We start from the raw sequence: 18,013 nt of genomic DNA, 5'->3' as shown, positions 1-18,013 counted from the left end.
CTATGAGTTTAGAGTCATATCAAAAAATTAGCTTTGAATTCTTCCCACCAAAAACCGAAGAAGGGCGAGTTAAGCTGTTAAATGTCAGTAAAGAGCTGGGCCAACTTGACCCAGCATATTTTTCTGTCACCTTTGGCGCAGGAGGTAGTACTCAACAAGGTACCATTGATACCGTGCTGGATATTAAAAAGCAAGGTTTCTCAGCGGCGCCACATTTGTCTTGTGTGGGGTCTACAAAAGCAAGCATCCGTAAAATTTTATCAAATTATAAGGATAACGGCGTAGACCGCATTGTTGCCTTACGTGGGGACATCCCATCAGGCACCTTGGATATTGGTGAATTTCGCTATGCCAATGAGCTAGTGGCTTTTATTCGTGAAGAAACAGGTGACCACTTCCATATTGAAGTGGCCGCTTACCCCGAAGTTCATCCGCAAGCTGCTAATGCTCAAGCGGATTTAGCTAACTTTAAACAAAAAGTAGAAGCAGGCGCAGATAGTGCCATTACACAATACTTTTTTAATTTTGAGGCGTATGTCCGGTTTGTTGAAGATTGCGACAAAATGGCTATAAATGTACCGATTGTGCCGGGAATTATGCCAATAACAAACTATTCACAGTTGGCGAGATTTTCTGATATGTGCGGTGCTGAAATCCCCCGTTGGATACGTAAACGCCTAGAAGGCTTTGCCGATGACCGCGAATCGATTAAAGCATTTGGGACAGATGTGGTCAGTGAGTTAAGTCAAACATTGCTTGACTATGGTTGTCCGGGACTGCATTTTTACAGCATGAATCAGGCAGAAGCGAGTTTGGCTATTTGCCGCAATTTAGGGATCAGCGCGAAATGAGTCGTGTAAAAGAAATATCCTGTGCCATTTACAAAACGGCTAAGCGTGATGGTTTATATTTATATGTCAAAGAGCAGGATGATTTTTCAGATGTTCCTGTTGAAGTGATGCAGCAATTTCCAGTGCCTGAGCATGTGTTTGATTTAGAATTATCTGCGGAGCGTTCATTAGCACGAGAAGATGTATTAGTCGTGATGAAGAACCTTGAAACGCAGGGTTTTCACTTGCAAATGCCGCCTAAAAATGAAGACCCGATCGACACCATAACATTACCGGATAGTTTGCACGGCTAGCGATGCGTATTTCACGCCTTTTTGTTGAGCAAGATTTAGTCGAAGGAGCCGCTGTAACACTCGAAGCAGATGCGGCGCATTATTTACGCAATGTATTGCGTTTAAAAAAAGGTTACCAATTAACCGTTTTCAATGGCCAAGGCGGTGAATATTCTGCGATAGCGGTCGAGGTCCATCGTAAGGCGGTGGTGCTAGAACTGGGTGCTTGGCGAAATGTAGAATTAGAGTCGCCGCTTCAGATTGAATTGGGCCTGAGTGTTTCCCGGGGCGAACGGATGGATGTAGCGATTCAAAAAGCGACAGAACTGGGCGTGGCGGTTATTACCCCCGTTATTACGCAACACTGTGTTGTTAAACTCACCGAAGAACGTCGTTTGCAGCGCCATCAACATTGGCAAAACATTGTCTATCGGGCTTGTGAGCAGTGTGGTCGAAATAAGCCACCGATCTTAAATGTAACGATGGACTTAGCGCAGTGGCTAAATACAGAGTTGGCGGCAAGCCGTATTATATTTGAGCCGGGTAAGGCAGATACGTTAAGAGATTATCCAAAACCAAATGATGCGGTAGCCGTGCTGATTGGGCCAGAAGGCGGTTTTTCAGAACAAGAAGTGTTGGATGCGCAAGAGGTAAATTTTTCGGCCTTGGGTTTTGGGCCAAGGGTTGTCCGTAACGAAACAGCAGCGATTGCTTCCATTGCAGCGATGCAAGTTCTCTGGGGAGATATGGGGTAGGTTTGCATTTTTGCTGCCGCTAGGGTGTTCATTTCTTTTTGCGACAAAAAGAAACAGAACCAAAGAAAAGGTCGCCCAAATCGCAGTAATGAATTATTTTCGGGTTCGCGCTAAACTCGCTATGCTCAGACAACGCGCTCTCTTATCCGAAAAGAAATAATTCCTAGCGCGATAAAAGGGTACCAAAGTCAAAAGTGAGTGACTTTGATTATAAACCCTCTTGCTCTCACTGAAAAACTAATCAATAAAATAGAGTTTTCTATTGTGGCTGTTTGAGCCCGTTCTTTAGGCGAGTTCCACAGTAGCTATTTTATTGGTTATTTTTGAAGGCACCCTTCAGGGTGAGAGCAGTGGGTGGCATTTTTCTGGTTACTCTTTTGTTGCTACTGACAAAAGAGTCACTCGCCTTTCAAGGCGAAACAGATGAAGAAATCTGGTTGTGTTTAAATGACAACGATAATTTACTATGTTTTGAGGTTGTTATTTGAATTGTAAGAATGATATGGGGAATGCTATTTTTAAATTGATGCTTAGGCAAAACCTTGGTTGTATAGCAAGGTTTCATGACTATATCGATGATGCTTTAAGAGCAACTTTAATAGATGAAGACGCGGACTCATCTGGTGTAGATAAAGCTTATTTGAGGATTAACCTAGAAAAACACTTCCCTGAAAAGCTTCGTGAAACATCTTTTCTGTTAATGTTTGGTCATCTAGAAGAAATGTTGTATTTATTATGGAGAGATAAAAACCCTCGTTCGGTTCAACAAGACGGAGGTTATGGGATAAAAAAATTCAAATCTTATATTAAAGATATATTGGGGGAGCTGGGAGATAATTCTGCGTATTCAATAATAATCAATGCTCAAGAAGTTAGAAATGCTTTGTTACATATAGCTGGTAGAGTGCCTTTATCTAAACACAAAGATGCTTTGAAGCGAGTAGCTATTAGCCATCCTGACAGCTATAAAATTGAAAATGACCGTATTAGAATTGAATTGAGCGGACTACTTGAGTTTCGAAATGCAATTAGTAACTTAACAGAAGAAATTCATAACAAATCTATATGTACATGACACGTTATAATATTAGAGAAAACACTTACAAGCGGAGAGACCCATGCGTTTAGGCGTTGTAATGGACCCTATCGGGTCAATCAATATCAAAAAAGACACCACATTTGCTATGTTGCTTGAAGCGCAAAGCAGGGGCTGGGAGTTGTTTTATATGGAACAACAAGACCTGTACCTGATAAATGGTACTGCGAAGGCGACCTATAAACCATTAACTGTTCAGCGCGATGAAAAAAGTTGGTTTACATTAGGTGAGCCTATTGATGATGTTATGAGTCAAATGGATGCTATTTTAATGCGTGTTGACCCGCCTTTTAACATGAACTTTGTCTATACGACGTATGTTTTAGAACAAGCCGAATCCGATGGTGTATTGGTGGTGAATAAACCGCAGTCTTTGCGTGATGCCAATGAAAAGTTATTTACGGCATGGTTTCCAGACTGTTGCTCGCCTACCTTGGTGACTTCGCAAACTCAACGGATTAAAGACTTTTTGCTTGAGCATGAAGATATTATTGTTAAACCTTTAGATGGGATGGGCGGCGCGTCCATTTATCGACTTAAAAAAGCGGACCATAACCTTGGCGTTGTGCTGGAAACGATGACTAATCATGGAAAAGAATTGACAATGGTTCAGCGCTATCTACCTGAAATTAAGCAGGGCGATAAACGTATTTTAATTGTTAATGGTCAACCCGTACCGTACGCCTTGGCCCGTATTCCTGCCGAAGGTGAAACGCGAGGGAACTTGGCCGCTGGTGGGACAGGTGAGGGCCGAACATTAACCGATAGAGACCGTTGGTTATGTGAGCAAATTGGCCCTACGTTGGTTAAAAAGGGGCTGTTTTTTGTTGGCTTAGATGTGATTGGTGACTATGTGACGGAAATAAATGTGACAAGCCCAACGTGTGTACAAGAGTTGGACAATCAATTTGGTTTAAACATAAGTGCTTTACTGATGGATTGCATTGAGGAGCAACTAGCATAGAGGTGGCTGCTCCAGCTGCCATATCATCAGCGGATAAGCTGGGTTTAACGTTATTTATGGCGGGCATTATTCATGCCTTGGTTATTTTGGGTATTAGTTTTGATGTTGATATCTCGCGTTCCGTTAGTCAAGCACTAGAGGTTGTGTTGGTGGTATCGCCGGATAAAGAGCGGCCTGAAAAAGCTGATTTTTTAGCCCAAGAAGATCAAGTTGGTAGTGGCGAAGCGGAAGAAAAGGCAGTTAATCAACAGCAAGCAGCGTTGCAGCCGAAAAAGCAGTCAGCACAATCTGAGCATACGAAAGAGCAGCAATCGCTGGCTCAGGCTCAAAAGGCGCTCTTGCAAACTGAAGCGGATGTGGCAATTGAGGCTAGCAATAAAAAAGTGCCAAAGCAAAGCAAGGCATTAACGACGGCTGATTTATTGCGTCAAAGTGAGGAAATTGCAAAACTTCAGGCAGAAATTAATGAAGCGGTTACCAGTTATTCACGACGACCTCGAAAATTACACATCAACTCAATTAATGCGCATAAATACAAAGCGGCCAGTTACGAAGCGGCTTGGCAACGCAAAATTGAGCGAGTGGGCAATTTGAATTATCCAGGGGAGGTGAGGCGTAAGCGTTTGTCGGGCACATTAGTAATGAGCGTTGAATTATATGCCGATGGTAATTTAAAGAAAATCATAATTAATCGCCGTTCTGGTCATAAAATTATTGATGATGCAGCAGTCAATATTGTTAAACTATCGGCACCATTTGCCCCGCTCCCTATTGATCTGCAAAAAGATATTGATATTTTGGTCATCACGAGGACCTGGCAATTTTTAAATGAAGGCTCTTTGCTAACACGCTAAAGACCACAACGATGAAATTTTATTTATGAATAAAAAAAACTATCTCACTAATAATTTCCTAATTGCAATGCCAGGAATGGAAGGTGATGACTTTTCTAAATCGGTCACCTACCTATGTCAGCATGATGAAGAAGGGGCGCTGGGTATCGTGATTAATAAACCACACACGATGACCATGAAAGCCATTTTTGATCAATTATCAATTACTGCAGTTAACCCAGCAGTAGCGGCAACGCCTTTATTTATGGGTGGTCCTGTTCAACCTGAGCGAGGGTTTGTGTTGCATACGCCGGTAGGCAACTGGGATTCTACGTTAACGGTGAATGATGAGTTTGCGCTGACCAGCTCAAAAGATATTTTAGAAGCAATTGCCGAAGGTAAAGGGCCCGAGAAATGGATGGTTGCGCTGGGTTATGCGGGCTGGGCTGCAGGGCAATTGGAGCAGGAAATTCAGCGGAATTCTTGGTTACATGGCCAAGCTGAACCACATATTATTTTTGATGAGCCTCTCCCGCAACGCTGGGAATTGGCGGCGCATAGAATAGGTGTTGATATTAGTTTGATGAGTTCTGATGTGGGTCATTGCTAATGGCGGTATGCCTAGGTTTTGATTATGGTGTAAAAAAAATAGGTGTTGCTGTGGGTGATACACAGACACACATTGCCAATGCCTTAACAACGGTTAAAGCAGTGAGACAAAAGACCGGCTGGGACGAGTTAACAAAAATTATTGAGACCTGGCAGCCAACAAAAATGATAGTTGGTATTTCTCGCCAAGAAGATGGTAGTGATAATACAGTTACGCCAAAAATGGAGCGGTTTTCTAGACAGTTAGAAGGGCGGTATCAATGCCCCGTTGAATTATTTGATGAGGCGCTGACAACATTTGAAGCAAAACAAATATTGTTTGATGAGGTTCAGGTGAGTGCCGATAAGTTATGGGAAGTTCAAGACCAAGTCGCTGCGCAGTTGATTTTACAAAGCTGGTTAAACACACAACAACACAAGCAATAAGTATGGATACAGAGTTAAAAGCTATTGATATTGATGCCATCATAAACACAATGGCAGATGAGTTGGCACAAATGATGGAGCGCAAGCAAATAGTTGAGCCACTGATGATAGGGGTGCATACCGGCGGGTTATGGGTGGCAGAAAAGTTACATCAGAAACTAGGGTTGAATAAACCGCTTGGTGAAATTGATATTTCATTCTACCGGGATGACTTTTCACGCATAGGCTTAAATCCACAGGTTAAGCCAAGTAATATCCCTGCTAAGGTTGAAAACGAGCACATTATCTTGGTGGATGATGTTCTCTATACAGGCCGAACGATCCGTGCAGCATTAAATGAAATTTTTGATTACGGTCGCCCTGATAGTGTTACGTTGGCGGTTTTAGTAGACCGTGGGGCGAGAGAATTGCCGCTTCATGCAGATATAGTCGGTGTGAAACTGGATTTGTTACCTGAAAAACAGGTAAAATTGATCGGCCCGGCGCCTTTAGCGCTAGAAACTAACCGGAATTGACTGATATGAGCTCTAGCAAGCAACCTGCTAGTACGTCCTTCAAAGCACCCGATAGTTCCCGTTTACAACTTGATGAACAGGGACAACTCCGCCACTTTCTAACCACCGAGGGTCTTTCTAAAGAAACCCTGATAGAGATTATGGATGTCGCCGAGTCATTCTCGAGCGTAGGTCATCAGGCGGTAAAAAAAGTCCCCGTACTGCGTGGAAAAACGATTGTTAATTTGTTTTTTGAAAACAGCACGCGAACACGTACGACGTTTGATTTAGCTGCAAAACGTTTATCTGCGGATGTGATTAATTTAAATATAGCAACGTCTGCAACCTCTAAAGGCGAAAGCATTCTCGACACGATTCGTAATTTAGAAGCGATGCAGGCCGATATGTTTGTGGTGAGGCACTCCGATAGTGGCGCGGCACATTTTATCGCGCGACATGTAGAGCCACATGTCAGCGTTATTAATGCTGGCGATGGAAGCCACGCACATCCCACTCAGGCGATGCTCGACATGTTTACTATTCGTCGAGTAAAGAAGGAGTTTAAGCATTTGAAAGTTGCCATTATTGGCGATATCTTGCATTCACGAGTTGCTCGCTCGCAAATTCATGCGCTTAATACGCTAGAGGTTAAAGAGGTGCGAGTTATTGCTCCGAAGACGTTGTTACCGAGTGATGTTAATTCATTAGGTGTGCACGTGTATGGCGATTTACGTACAGGGCTTGATGATGTAGATGTGGTGATCATGCTGCGTTTGCAACGTGAACGAATGGGCGCTGCACTCTTACCCAGTGAGCACGAGTATTTTGAGTGTTTTGGCCTGACGGAAGAAAAGTTGGCGTATGCCAAGCCGGATGTCACCGTGATGCACCCAGGGCCGATTAATCGTGGCGTGGAAATGGAAGCTGCCGTTGCTGATGGTGCCAATTCGGTTATTTTGCAGCAAGTGACGAATGGCATTGCTATCCGCATGGCGGTGATGACACTTACGCTGGGTCAAAATAAGGTAGTTAAGGGATGAAGATACACATCAAAAATGGCCGAGTCGTTGACCCAGCTAATGCCTGTGATGCAGTTAAGGATGTCTATATTGCCAACGGTCAAATTCAATCGGTGGGTGAGAAGCCAGCGGGCTTTGTTGCACAACAGAGTATAGATGCCAGCAATAAATGGGTGTTACCGGGCTTTGTAGATTTAAATGCCAGTCTAAGAGAGCCGGGTTATGAACATAAGGCAACAATACAGAGCGAAACAAAAGCTGCTGTATCGGCCGGTTATACCTCAATTTGTTGTTTGCCAGATACCCAGCCAGTATTAGATACCCCTTCTGTTGTGCAACTGATTTTGGACAAAGCGGCCTTGGCTGGTTCGGCAAAAGTACTGCCATTAGGCGCTTTAACGGTTGGGCTACAAGGTAAGGCGCTGAGTGAAATGTATGCCTTGAAAAAAGCAGGTTGTGTTGCCGTAAGCCAAGCACCCAATAATACGATTGATAACCAAATATTAAGGCGTGCTTTACAGTATGCCAGTACCCATGACCTGCTGGTGATACTCAAACCAGAAGATATATCGATTAAAGATGATGGTTGTATTCATGATGGCTCGGTGAGTTCTAAATTGGGTTTATCGGGCATCCCTGTTTCAGCAGAAACAGTAGCTATCGCACAGATGATTGAATTAGCCGAAGAAACGGGTGCGAGAATTCATTTAACGGGCGTGTCTTCAGCAAGGGCTGTGACGATGATTGCAAGAGCGCAGGCTACTAATGATGCCATTTCGGCAGATGTACATGCATACCAATTAAGCTTAACTGAATTTGATGTGGGTACGTTTGACGCAAACTATCATACTTCACCACCACTGCGTTCAGTAGAAGACAGAGATGCGTTAGTGGCGGGTGTTGCAAAAGGAATATTGAGTGTTAGCTCAGGTCATCGACCGCATGAGGCAGAAGCTAAACAAGCCCCCTTCCCATCAACTGAGCCGGGCATTTCAAGTTTAGAAACGGTGTTACCATTAATGCTGACACTGGTAGATGAGGGAATATTGGATTTATCTCAAATGGTGAGTCGTTTAACGGATGGGCCATCAGTGACACTGGGGCTGGCAACAGGGCGTCTGTCGGAAGGCGCTCCAGCAGACCTTTGTATTGTTGACCCTGATAAAACTTGGCTAGTTGATGAGGAACATTGGTTTAGCCAAGGAATAAACACGCCTTACCTTGGGCATCAAATGAAAGGCAAAGTAACGCATACACTGGTTAATGGCCACTTAGTTTTCGAGGAATAATGCAAGAAAATACACGAAACACCATCTTTTTAGAAGATGCTGAAATTTTGGCGCAACAGGCGTTTGAACAAGAGCAATACGTTTTACGCGTGAAGGCGCCTAAGTGTGCAGCCTCAGCACAGCCAGGACAGTTTGCACACATTCAATGTGACCCCCAACGTTTAATGCGTCGCCCATTATCGATTATGCGTGCTTGCGCTTCAGAAGGTTGGGTTGAGTTTTTATATAAGGCGGTGGGTGCAGGGACAGAATTGCTCGCAAAACGCGCAGTGGGTGAGACAATTAACGTGATGGGGCCAATTGGTCGACCATTTGAGTTAAACACCAACAAACCTAGGGCCTTGCTGTTGGGTGGTGGCGTCGGTATTCCTCCCATGATTTGTTTATCAGAGTATATAAAAGACAATCAAACTGAGATAACACCGGTTGTTTTTATGGGCTCAGAAGTTCCTTTTCCGTTTCAAAGAAAGGCATCGGCATTGGCGCTTGATGGTATTGAAGCAAGCGTTAGTGATGGTTTACCATTATTAGAAGAGTGGGGGATTCCCAGCCGTTTAGCCAGTTTGCAAAATTATGATGGTGTTTATCAAGGTTATATTACCGACCTAGCACGCGATTGGCTGAATGCCCTTAGTGAAGCACAGCGGCAACAGGTAGAGATATATTCCTGTGGCCCCACGCCGATGTTAAAAGCGGTGGCTGCATTGGCCAAAGAATTTAATATTTCATGCCAAGTGTCGCTTGAAGAATATATGGCATGCGCCGTTGGTGGTTGTGCCGGTTGTGTTGTTAAGGTGAAGACAAAAGAGGGTGAGGCGATGAAACGAGTCTGTGTCGATGGCCCCGTGTTTGAAGCCAGTACGGTATTCGCCTAACGTGAAAGGCGTTTGCTTGGCTTTGTTGGTGGGCTATTGTGGGCTTATTTTTTACTTATCCCATCAGTCAGCGTTACCAACGCCAGTGCTATTTGCACATCAAGATAAGGTTATTCATGCAATTGCCTATGCTGTTTTAGGTTTCTTTGCGTTAGCTTATTTCACCCAAGTAATCAAAAACGAACAACGAGCGCTCATTGTGGCCTTTATTTTTTCAGCGCTCTATGCGGCCAGTGATGAATGGCATCAGTCATTTATATCAGGGCGTGAGTCGGATTTGTATGATTGGTTTGCTGATATCTTAGGGGCCGGTTTGTCCTTGCTAATCGTTACTCGGTGGTGCTTTTTTAAGGTGAAACCAAGCGGGCGAAATCCCTAAGGGTAATAGCTTGGCTAAAGTAGATAAGGCTTGGAAAATACTAAAACCCACTGAAAGATAATAAAAAGAACCGTGTATAAAGGCGACGCGTGTCTTAAACGTTATGGCATGATTAATTACAGGTGCTCTATCAAAATAAGTTCTGGTGGGCTATTTTTTGTTGCACTAGGTATTTGAATAGTCACCTCGTATTGTTTTTTTGGCAGTGTCTTCGCCCAACTTTTTACAGACTCAGTTTCCTCTCGACCACCAGTATGTCCTGTGTAAGCCAGTATAGAAATAATACCTGGCTGTGCCAACAGGGCAATCGCTGACTCTAATGCCTGAAGCGTAGAGTTTGGCGTCGTTTGCAGTAATTTATCACTACCCGGTAAATAGCCTAAATTAAACATCGCACAACGAATCGAATGAACATCGTCCTTCGTTAAGTAAGCTGATAATTGTGAGTGATCATCTTGTATCAGGCAAACCCGGTGTAATAGTTTTTCTTTGCTTAGCCGTTGCTCTGTTGTGTGCAAAGCGGCGGCTTGTAAGTCGAACGAGTAGACTTTTCCTGCCTCACCAATTTGCTTGGCTAAAAAGAGCGTATCAAAGCCATTACCCATTGTGGCATCAACGGCAATATCGCCCTCTGAAAGATAATTCGCAATATTGTTATGTGCTTGGTTAACGAGTGAAATAGTCATGTGTATACCTATTAATATCAGCGGATGTTGGTAACGGCTCAGCGTGAGTTAAGTAACGTAAAAAGCGTTCTGCATGCCACGGAATGAGGAGTGAGCCCTTGGAGCCGAAACCGTTAAAAACGAGTAAGTTAGACTGCTCAGGATGCTGGCCTAAAAAGGGTTGCTTGTCGCGAGTGCCAGGGCGAATACCAACGTTGTGTTCTAATCGTTGAGCTTGCCTTAAGTGCGGAAAATACGGGTAACAGGCATCGAGTAACTCAAGAGCAGCTTTTTCGTTAGGTTTCTCATCCAGTGGTTGCCATTGCCAACTGGCCCCCAATTTGAGTTGCCCGTTAGCAAGGGGCAGTAACCATTTGCCAAACTGCACAATTTCATTTGGCAAAGGCTGATCTGTTTTCAGGGTTAAAATATCACCTTGTACAGGCTGCAAAGGAAGCCATGAAAACCATGGGTTATATTGTAAGTGATAGCCATCACAAAAAATTATTTTATCGGCAGTGTGGTCATGCCATTCAACTGATGATGAACTGATGTTAAGTTCACTCAAGTCAATTTGTGCCTTGATGAAGCAGCCTTGATGCAGGAAAAAATCACGCAAATGATCGAGTAAAGCAACAGTATCAAGGTAAGCACATTGCTGTTGCTTGAAACCACCCAAGGATGTTTCTTTTAGGTATTTTTTATCTTTTGCATTGAAACGTTCAGCCAAGAAAGGTGCATACTCAGCCTGATTTTTTCGCTTGTTCCACTGGTTTAGCTCAGCCTCTGATTGGAATAGGCGAACCTGTTTCCTTTCATGCAGAAAGGTGAGACCAAAGAAATTAGCCAGTTCTGCATAAAGTTCTTTTGCTGCTGTAAGGTATTGTTCGACATGGTCAGTTTTAACTAACCTTTTGCCCGTTACCGGGTTAATTAAGCCAGCCGCGGTGCGCGATGCGGTGTGCGTAAGGCAAGGGTCAAGGAGTAAAACAGAGTGGCCTTGTTGAATAAGTCGCCAGCCCAACAAGCTACCGGCTAGCCCTTGGCCAATAATCAGGAATTCAACTTTTTTCTTAGGGGTCAATTTAGCCTTTTTTAAACTTGAATAGTGTCAGCGGTGCCTACCTTTCAATTAGGCTGGAATGGGCGGCTATTTGCAGTATCTAATAGGAATTATTTTTTCCAAACGCTATTTTGTGTTGCAAGGTAAAGCGTCTCCACTTTTTTCCTAGCCCAAGGTGTTTTGCGAAGAAACTTAAGGCTAGATTTAACAGATGGATCACTGATGAAACAACGAATGTTTATTTGCTGGCCTAAACTCTCCCAGCCATAATGTTCAACAAGGCTAGTAACAATCGCCTCAAGTGTAAGGCCGTGTAGAGGGTCTTTGTTAGTTTTTTCGCTCATTCCAATGTTGTCCATTCACGTAATAGGTGCTGATGTTACGCATTTGTAAGCGTTAATCAAGCGTGCCCAATATAAAATTGAGGCTTATTATGGTTAGTTAACTGTTTTTTCGGCCACAAACTGGGCTAGGCTCTTTAACTGATTATATAAGCTCTTCGAGCGCTTCTTGTGCCGTCAGCCAAGCCTCTTCGGTTTTGGCTAGTTGTTCATCAATGCTGCTCTTTTCATTAATAATGTCGGCTAATTGTTGCTTCTTATCTTGATGGTATAAATCGCTATCAGCCAGTTTGGCTTCAAGCTGTTGTTGTTTCTCCTGCAATTTATCGAGTTGTTTTTCTGCTTTTCTTAGGGCGTCGCGTAGTGGTTTTTGCTGTTGCCTGTTATTCGCTTGCTGCTGTTTTTGTTCTTTACGAGCATTAACGTTTTTGTCGCTAGAGGGGGCGCTGTCATTTTCTTTGGCTTGATTTTTTACCCAGTCGGCGTAGTCACCTAGGTCGCCATCAAAGGGTGTTATTTTGCCGCCAGAGACGAGTAAAAACTGATCAGTGATGGTGCGCAGCAAGTGTCGATCATGGGAAACAATAATCATTGCGCCACTAAACTCTTGTAAGGAGGCACTTAAGGCATGGCGCATTTCTATATCTAAATGGTTGGTCGGTTCATCAAGCAATAATAAATTAGGCTTTTGATAAACCAGAAGTGCGAGAGCTAGCCTTGCTTTTTCGCCTCCAGAAAAGGGCGCGATGGCTTCTAGAGTTTTGTCAGCATGAAAGCCGAAACCACCAAGAAAGTTTCTTAAATCACGTTCGGTGGTTTTTTTATCTAATCGCTGCAAATGCAATAAGGGTGATGCATTAGGATCTAATTGCTCTAACTGGTGCTGTGCGAAATAACCAACTTTAAGGCTTTCGGCACATTCAATGCTGCCGCTTGTTGGCTTGTTTTCTTCTGCGAGAAGCTTAATTAATGTCGATTTACCGGCGCCGTTTGGGCCTAATAATGCAAGGCGATCACCGGGTTTTATAGACAGAGACACATTATTTAAAATGACATTGTCGCTGTAGGCCAGTGTTGTCTTTTCAACTTTGATCAGTGGGTTTGAGACTCGTTCAGGCTTGAAAAACGCAAAGTGAAAAGGAGAGTCAATGTGTGCGGCAGAAATCAATTCCATCCGCTCCAGTGCTTTTAAGCGACTTTGTGCTTGTTTGGCTTTGGTAGCTTTCGCTTTAAACCGATCAACATAACTTTGAATATGTGCGCGTTCTTTTTGTTGTCGTTCAAAATTAGATTGTTGCTGCGCCAAGCGTTCAGCCCTAGCGCGTTCAAATTGAGAATAATTGCCGCTATAAAGCATCGCACTTTGTTGCTCAATATGTAGAATATTGCCGACAACGGCGTCTAAAAAGTCCCTATCGTGCGAAATAAGTAACAGGGTTCCAGCATAACTTTGTAACCACTCTTGTAGCCAAATAACGGCATCTAAGTCTAAGTGATTGGTTGGCTCGTCCAACAATAGCAGATCGGAGCGGCACATGAGCGCCTTTGCAAGGTTTAAACGTACGCGCCAGCCACCCGAAAAGCTGGTAACAGGGTTGTTTAAATCGGTGGCTTTAAAGCCCAGTCCATTCATTAAAATAGCTGCCCGCGAGTTGGCGGTGTAGCCTTGAATGGTTTCTAGTTCAGCATACAGCTCGGCGGCACGGTGGCCGTCGTGTTGTTCTTCTGCTTGGGCTATTTTTTGCTGAATATCGCGGAGTTCTTTATCGCCATCGATCACAAATTCAATAGCCGCTTGCTCAGTGGCGGTCAACTCTTGGGCAACGTGGGCAATCACAAAACCCGATTGAATAGAAAAATCACCGCTATCGGGCTGGAGACTATCTAACACCATCGCAAATAAACTGGACTTACCACAGCCATTGGCACCGCTAATGCCAACGCGCTGACCTGCGTGCACGGTAAAGGAAACATTCTCGAATAATACTTTAGTTCCTCGGCGGAGCGATACGTTGCTTAACTTCAACATGTTTTGGGTCGTACAGATGGGAAAGATGGCATTATACCTAAAGCCTGAGAGCGCTGCTTAAACGACAAGTAAGCACCGCCTAATTTGCTTCTGGTATTGATAATGTCATTGAATGTGAGCCGATTCGTTTAGCTGCGGATAGGCTTGTTTATGCGATAATTATATTTTTTATTAGCCCTTGAATTGATGAATCGCGCGCAATCTATTTTACAGTCAACGTTTGGTTACGACGCTTTTCGTGAGCCACAAGGTGAGATTATTCATGAGTTAGAGCAAGGGCGCGATGCCTTTGTGCTGATGCCCACTGGCGGCGGTAAGTCGCTGTGCTACCAAATTCCAGCCTTATTGCGTGATGGCACTGCGATTATTGTATCGCCATTGATTGCGCTGATGCAGGATCAGGTGGATGCGCTTAATCAACTGGGTATTAAAGCAGCCTATTTAAACTCAACACTCGATGTCGCTGAGGCGCGAGAAGTGGAGGCGCAATTATTAAATGGCGCTTTAGATTTATTGTATGTAGCGCCAGAAAGGTTGTTGAACCCTATTATGCTGTCGTTGTTGGAGCGCTGCCATATTGCCTTGTTTGCGATTGATGAGGCGCATTGTGTATCGCAATGGGGGCATGACTTTAGGCCAGAATATCAAAAGTTACGTGTGCTGCATGAGCGTTTTCCACAAGTGCCGCGTATTGCATTAACCGCCACAGCTGATCAACGTACGCGCGATGAAATTATTGCGCAATTACAACTTGAAGGGGCGCGGGTATTCATCAATAGTTTTGATCGGCCGAATATTCACTATGCTATTTCTGAAGGTAATAACCCGAAATTACGGTTGTGGCGCTTTATACAGGAAAATCATGCGCAAGATGCAGGCATTGTGTATTGCCTATCACGCAAGAAAGTAGAAGCGACTGCCGAATGGTTAACAGAACAAGGGCGTATCGCATTGCCTTATCACGCGGGCTTATCGCAAGAGCTTAGGCAAAAAAACCAACAGCGTTTTTTACGCGATGAAGGGGTGATTATTGTCGCTACAATCGCCTTTGGTATGGGCATAGATAAGCCGGATGTACGTTTTGTAGCGCACTTAAGTTTACCAAAAAGTATTGAGGCGTATTATCAAGAAACCGGTCGTGCAGGCCGTGATGGCGAGCCTGCAAATGCATGGATGGCGTATGGCTTGCAAGATGTATTGACGCTGCGACAATTTATGCAAAACTCCAATGCCGATGAGGCGCATAAACGTGTTGAGCATAATAAATTAGAATCTATGCTGGGGCTTTGCGAGCTGATTGCTTGTCGGCGGCAAGCCTTGCTAGGCTACTTTGATGAGCGTTTAGAACAGCCATGTGGTGCCTGTGATAATTGCACAACACCGCCTGAAAAATGGGATGGTTCTGAAGCGGCGCAAAAGATTTTATCGAGCATTTATCGTACAGGGCAACGCTTTGGCGTTAATTATATTATTGATGTCTTAATGGGCAAGGCTGATGACCGTATCCGGCAAAACCAGCACGAGCAGTTAAGTACCTTTGGCATTGGTAAAGAATTCTCAACGATGGAATGGCGAACTATTTTTAGGCAGTTGATAGCGCTTGGCTTTATTAATGTTGAAGCAGAAAGCCATGGCTCGCTAACACTGACAGAAAAATGCCGACCAGTGTTACGTGGTGAACAAAAACTGGCGCTAAGAAAGCAAACAAAAGAAGAAAAGCTGGCAACAGAAAAAAAGAAGAAAAGCCCTGTTCGCCCACAAGACGAGCCGTTATGGGACGCTTTACGAGCTTTGAGAACGCAACTAGCGGAAGACAGTGGTGTGCCGCCCTATGTCATTTTTCATGATGCAACCTTAATGGAAATGATTAAAAAGCGCCCGGTTGAGATTGGCGATATGCGGTATATCAGTGGCGTGGGTGATCAAAAAATAAAGCGTTATGGCCAGGTTTTTTTGGCAGAAATTGCAAAGTACCCGTTAGCAGAATTATTGAATAATCGGCTTAGCGCAACGGTTAATGAGACGCTCATGTTGTATCAAGAGGGTTTAGATATAAAGGCGATTGCAACACAGCGCGATATGAAAGAAAACACGGTATATGGACATTTAGCCGATGCAATTGAAGTAGGGCTACTGGATGTCAAAGAGGTACTCGATTTAGACGACAGTGAATATCAAGAAATCATCATGACTATAGAGTCTTTGGAAGATGAGTCAAAAGGCCGCATTAAACCTATCTATGAGGCCTTGGATGAAGAGTATGAATACGGCATTATTAAATGCGTTCAAGCCTCTATGTAAGGCAGGCTAACATTGTTAGCCTAGTTCATCATCAGCAATTGAATATTTTGGGTCTTCAATCACGTTAACTTCAATTAGCTTTCTAGCCTTGTGTAATAATTTGATGCACTCTGGGCTTAAATGACGTAAATGCAGTGTTTTGCCTTGCTTCATATACCGCTCTGCCAAGGCGTCAATGGCTTCAATGCCTGAATGGTCAGACACGCGTGAACGTGCAAAATCAACAATCACTTCTTGTGGGTCGTTAATGGGGTCAAACTGATCACGAAAGTGGTGGATTGAAGCGAAAAAGAGTGGTCCAGTTGGCTTATAGATCTTAACGCCATCTTTTTCTTCAATATCAAAGTGCATGTTTTTGGCATGTTTCCAAGCAAACACTAAGGTAGACATTAAGACTCCCACGACAACCGCAATGGCTAAATCAGTTAGCACGGTAACAACCGCAACAGTAATACCCACAAGCGTATCGGAAGTTGGGATGCGGCCCAATAAGCGGAAGCTGGCCCATTCAAATGTACCCAGTACCACCATAAACATCACGCCGACTAACGCGGCAACGGGGATCATTTCAATCAGTGATGAGCCAACTAAAATAAAGGCGAGTAAGAATAGCGCAGCAGAAATGCCTGAGGCGCGTCCACGGCCGCCAGAATTAATATTGATCATGCTTTGACCAATCATCGCGCAGCCACCCATACCACCAAAAAAACCGGTAGCCACATTGGCAACGCCTTGACCAATGCATTCTTTATTTCCACGGCCACGTGTCTCAGTTATCTCATCAATCAGAGTTAAGGTTAATAAAGACTCAATTAAACCAATGGCAGCAAGAATCAGCGCATAAGGGAAAATAATTTTCAGCGTTTCAAGATTTAGCGGCACGCTAGGGAAATGGAATTGCGGTAAGCCGCCAGCAATAGTCGCCACCGGATCGCCAGTCATATCGACAAGCACATCTTGAACGGTACGTAAGTCCATATCTAAGCCAATAGAAATGGCAACGATGGTTAAGATCGCAGCCAATGATGATGGAATGGCCTTCGTTAATTTGGGTAAGAAATAGATAATGGCCATGGTCAGTGCCACCATGCCTAACATTAATGTCATCTGCTCACCTTGTAGCCAAGCAAGCTCGCCGGTGACCGGATCAAGGAATTGAAATTGTTGCAGCTGGGCCATAAAAATAACAATCGCTAAACCATTCACAAAGCCTAACATCACAGGGTGTGGCACTAAGCGAATGAATTTTCCTAAGCGAAAAACTCCAGCCAGCACTTGTAAAACACCCATTAAGACAACGGTTGCAAATAGATATTCAACCCCATGAGTTGCCACCAAGCTCACCATAACAACAGCCAGTGCGCCGGTTGCGCCAGAAATCATTCCCGGACGGCCGCCAATAGCGGCGGTAATTAAACCGACCATAAAAGCAGCATATAAACCGACTAAGGGTTCAACCCCTGCTACGAAAGCAAAGGCAACGGCTTCGGGTACTAGAGCTAGTGCAACGGTAAGGCCAGAAAGAAGGTCACTTTTTAGGCTTTGAGAACGAGAAAGGATAAGTTGAAACATAGGGATTTGCAGACAGTTATATAAGGAGCATTAACATAATGGAAACATTCAATCGAACATTATAGCAGAGAGTGTGCATTTGCAGCATTCATTAAAGCGTCAAGAAATTGTTATAAAACGTTCATAAACAAAGATTATTCTAGCGATAAATTAAAAACTAAATAGTGATATGAACTAGGA

Annotated in this window: 19 protein-coding genes; 14 read left to right on the top strand and 5 right to left on the bottom strand. The window is 43.9% G+C overall.

Annotation, left to right across the window (positions count from 1 at the left end):
• The first annotated feature begins 2 nt into the window (after window positions 1-2).
• From metF to CYCPU_RS0111065, 13 genes are all read left to right on the top strand, one after another.
• On the top strand, window positions 3-851 hold the full coding sequence (metF, locus tag CYCPU_RS0111130) for a methylenetetrahydrofolate reductase [NAD(P)H] (protein WP_020162740.1): 849 nt from the start codon (window positions 3-5) through the stop codon (window positions 849-851).
• Window positions 848-1,144: a YcgL domain-containing protein gene (locus tag CYCPU_RS0111125; protein WP_015006959.1), complete on the top strand. Its 297-nt coding sequence runs from the start codon at window positions 848-850 to the stop codon at window positions 1,142-1,144. The genes metF and CYCPU_RS0111125 overlap by 4 nt, the downstream gene beginning before the upstream one ends.
• A 2-nt stretch (window positions 1,145-1,146) precedes the next feature.
• On the top strand, window positions 1,147-1,878 hold the full coding sequence (locus CYCPU_RS0111120) for a 16S rRNA (uracil(1498)-N(3))-methyltransferase (protein WP_020162739.1): 732 nt from the start codon (window positions 1,147-1,149) through the stop codon (window positions 1,876-1,878).
• A gap of 502 nt (window positions 1,879-2,380) precedes the next feature.
• Window positions 2,381-2,953: a hypothetical protein gene (locus tag CYCPU_RS0111110; RefSeq protein WP_016390816.1), complete on the top strand. Its 573-nt coding sequence runs from the start codon at window positions 2,381-2,383 to the stop codon at window positions 2,951-2,953.
• A 43-nt stretch (window positions 2,954-2,996) separates the two neighbouring features.
• The gene (gshB, locus tag CYCPU_RS0111105; protein WP_016390817.1) at window positions 2,997-3,938 is read left to right on the top strand and encodes a glutathione synthase; all 942 of its coding nucleotides are present in this window, start codon (window positions 2,997-2,999) and stop codon (window positions 3,936-3,938) included.
• A 2-nt stretch (window positions 3,939-3,940) separates the two neighbouring features.
• Window positions 3,941-4,792 (top strand): energy transducer TonB, encoded by an 852-nt coding sequence (locus tag CYCPU_RS0111100; RefSeq protein ID WP_016390818.1) that lies wholly within the window; start codon window positions 3,941-3,943, stop codon window positions 4,790-4,792.
• 25 nt (window positions 4,793-4,817) lie between these two features.
• Entirely contained in the window at window positions 4,818-5,381 is a 564-nt protein-coding gene (locus tag CYCPU_RS0111095) for a YqgE/AlgH family protein (protein WP_015006954.1), read from the top strand.
• On the top strand, window positions 5,381-5,806 hold the full coding sequence (gene ruvX, locus CYCPU_RS0111090) for a Holliday junction resolvase RuvX (protein WP_015006953.1): 426 nt from the start codon (window positions 5,381-5,383) through the stop codon (window positions 5,804-5,806). Before CYCPU_RS0111095 ends, ruvX begins: the two co-directional genes overlap by 1 nt.
• Before the next feature lie 2 nt (window positions 5,807-5,808).
• The gene (pyrR, locus tag CYCPU_RS0111085) at window positions 5,809-6,321 is read left to right on the top strand and encodes a bifunctional pyr operon transcriptional regulator/uracil phosphoribosyltransferase PyrR (RefSeq protein WP_015006952.1); all 513 of its coding nucleotides are present in this window, start codon (window positions 5,809-5,811) and stop codon (window positions 6,319-6,321) included.
• A 5-nt stretch (window positions 6,322-6,326) separates the two neighbouring features.
• Window positions 6,327-7,340, top strand: coding sequence for an aspartate carbamoyltransferase catalytic subunit (locus CYCPU_RS0111080; protein WP_015006951.1), 1,014 nt, complete (start codon window positions 6,327-6,329; stop codon window positions 7,338-7,340).
• The gene (locus CYCPU_RS0111075; protein ID WP_020162736.1) at window positions 7,337-8,608 is read left to right on the top strand and encodes a dihydroorotase; all 1,272 of its coding nucleotides are present in this window, start codon (window positions 7,337-7,339) and stop codon (window positions 8,606-8,608) included. Before CYCPU_RS0111080 ends, CYCPU_RS0111075 begins: the two co-directional genes overlap by 4 nt.
• Window positions 8,608-9,483, top strand: a complete 876-nt coding sequence (locus tag CYCPU_RS0111070; RefSeq protein WP_015006949.1) for a dihydroorotate dehydrogenase electron transfer subunit — start codon at window positions 8,608-8,610, stop codon at window positions 9,481-9,483. Before CYCPU_RS0111075 ends, CYCPU_RS0111070 begins: the two co-directional genes overlap by 1 nt.
• Window positions 9,458-9,862, top strand: a complete 405-nt coding sequence (locus CYCPU_RS0111065; protein ID WP_232228639.1) for a VanZ family protein — start codon at window positions 9,458-9,460, stop codon at window positions 9,860-9,862. The genes CYCPU_RS0111070 and CYCPU_RS0111065 overlap by 26 nt, the downstream gene beginning before the upstream one ends.
• A gap of 116 nt (window positions 9,863-9,978) precedes the next feature.
• Here CYCPU_RS0111065 and CYCPU_RS0111060 read toward each other — a convergent pair whose 3' ends face one another.
• The 4 genes from CYCPU_RS0111060 to CYCPU_RS0111045 form a co-directional block, all read right to left on the bottom strand.
• On the bottom strand, window positions 9,979-10,548 hold the full coding sequence (locus tag CYCPU_RS0111060) for a tRNA 5-(aminomethyl)-2-thiouridylate-methyltransferase MnmM (protein ID WP_015006947.1): 570 nt from the start codon (window positions 10,546-10,548) through the stop codon (window positions 9,979-9,981).
• Window positions 10,529-11,611, bottom strand: a complete 1,083-nt coding sequence (locus tag CYCPU_RS0111055) for an NAD(P)/FAD-dependent oxidoreductase (protein WP_020162735.1) — start codon at window positions 11,609-11,611, stop codon at window positions 10,529-10,531. The genes CYCPU_RS0111060 and CYCPU_RS0111055 overlap by 20 nt, the downstream gene beginning before the upstream one ends.
• 89 nt (window positions 11,612-11,700) lie before the next feature.
• Window positions 11,701-11,934: a VF530 family protein gene (locus tag CYCPU_RS0111050; protein WP_016390824.1), complete on the bottom strand. Its 234-nt coding sequence runs from the start codon at window positions 11,932-11,934 to the stop codon at window positions 11,701-11,703.
• Between the two features lie 142 nt (window positions 11,935-12,076).
• A complete protein-coding gene (locus tag CYCPU_RS0111045) occupies window positions 12,077-13,960 on the bottom strand; it encodes an ATP-binding cassette domain-containing protein (protein WP_026362677.1) in 1,884 nt (627 codons plus the stop codon).
• A 186-nt stretch (window positions 13,961-14,146) separates the two neighbouring features.
• Between CYCPU_RS0111045 and recQ the strand changes: the two genes are divergently transcribed.
• Window positions 14,147-16,261 (top strand): DNA helicase RecQ, encoded by a 2,115-nt coding sequence (gene recQ, locus CYCPU_RS0111040; RefSeq protein ID WP_020162733.1) that lies wholly within the window; start codon window positions 14,147-14,149, stop codon window positions 16,259-16,261.
• Window positions 16,262-16,276: 15 nt separating this feature from the next.
• Here recQ and CYCPU_RS0111035 read toward each other — a convergent pair whose 3' ends face one another.
• Window positions 16,277-17,833: a SulP family inorganic anion transporter gene (locus CYCPU_RS0111035; protein WP_015006942.1), complete on the bottom strand. Its 1,557-nt coding sequence runs from the start codon at window positions 17,831-17,833 to the stop codon at window positions 16,277-16,279.
• Window positions 17,834-18,013 lie beyond the last annotated feature (180 nt).

The organism is Cycloclasticus pugetii PS-1 (genome assembly GCF_000384415.1).
In the GTDB taxonomy this organism is placed as follows: Bacteria; Pseudomonadota; Gammaproteobacteria; order Methylococcales; family Cycloclasticaceae; genus Cycloclasticus; species Cycloclasticus pugetii.
The sequence above is the reverse complement of the archived record's forward strand: the minus strand, read 5'-3'. Positions and strand labels throughout refer to the sequence as shown.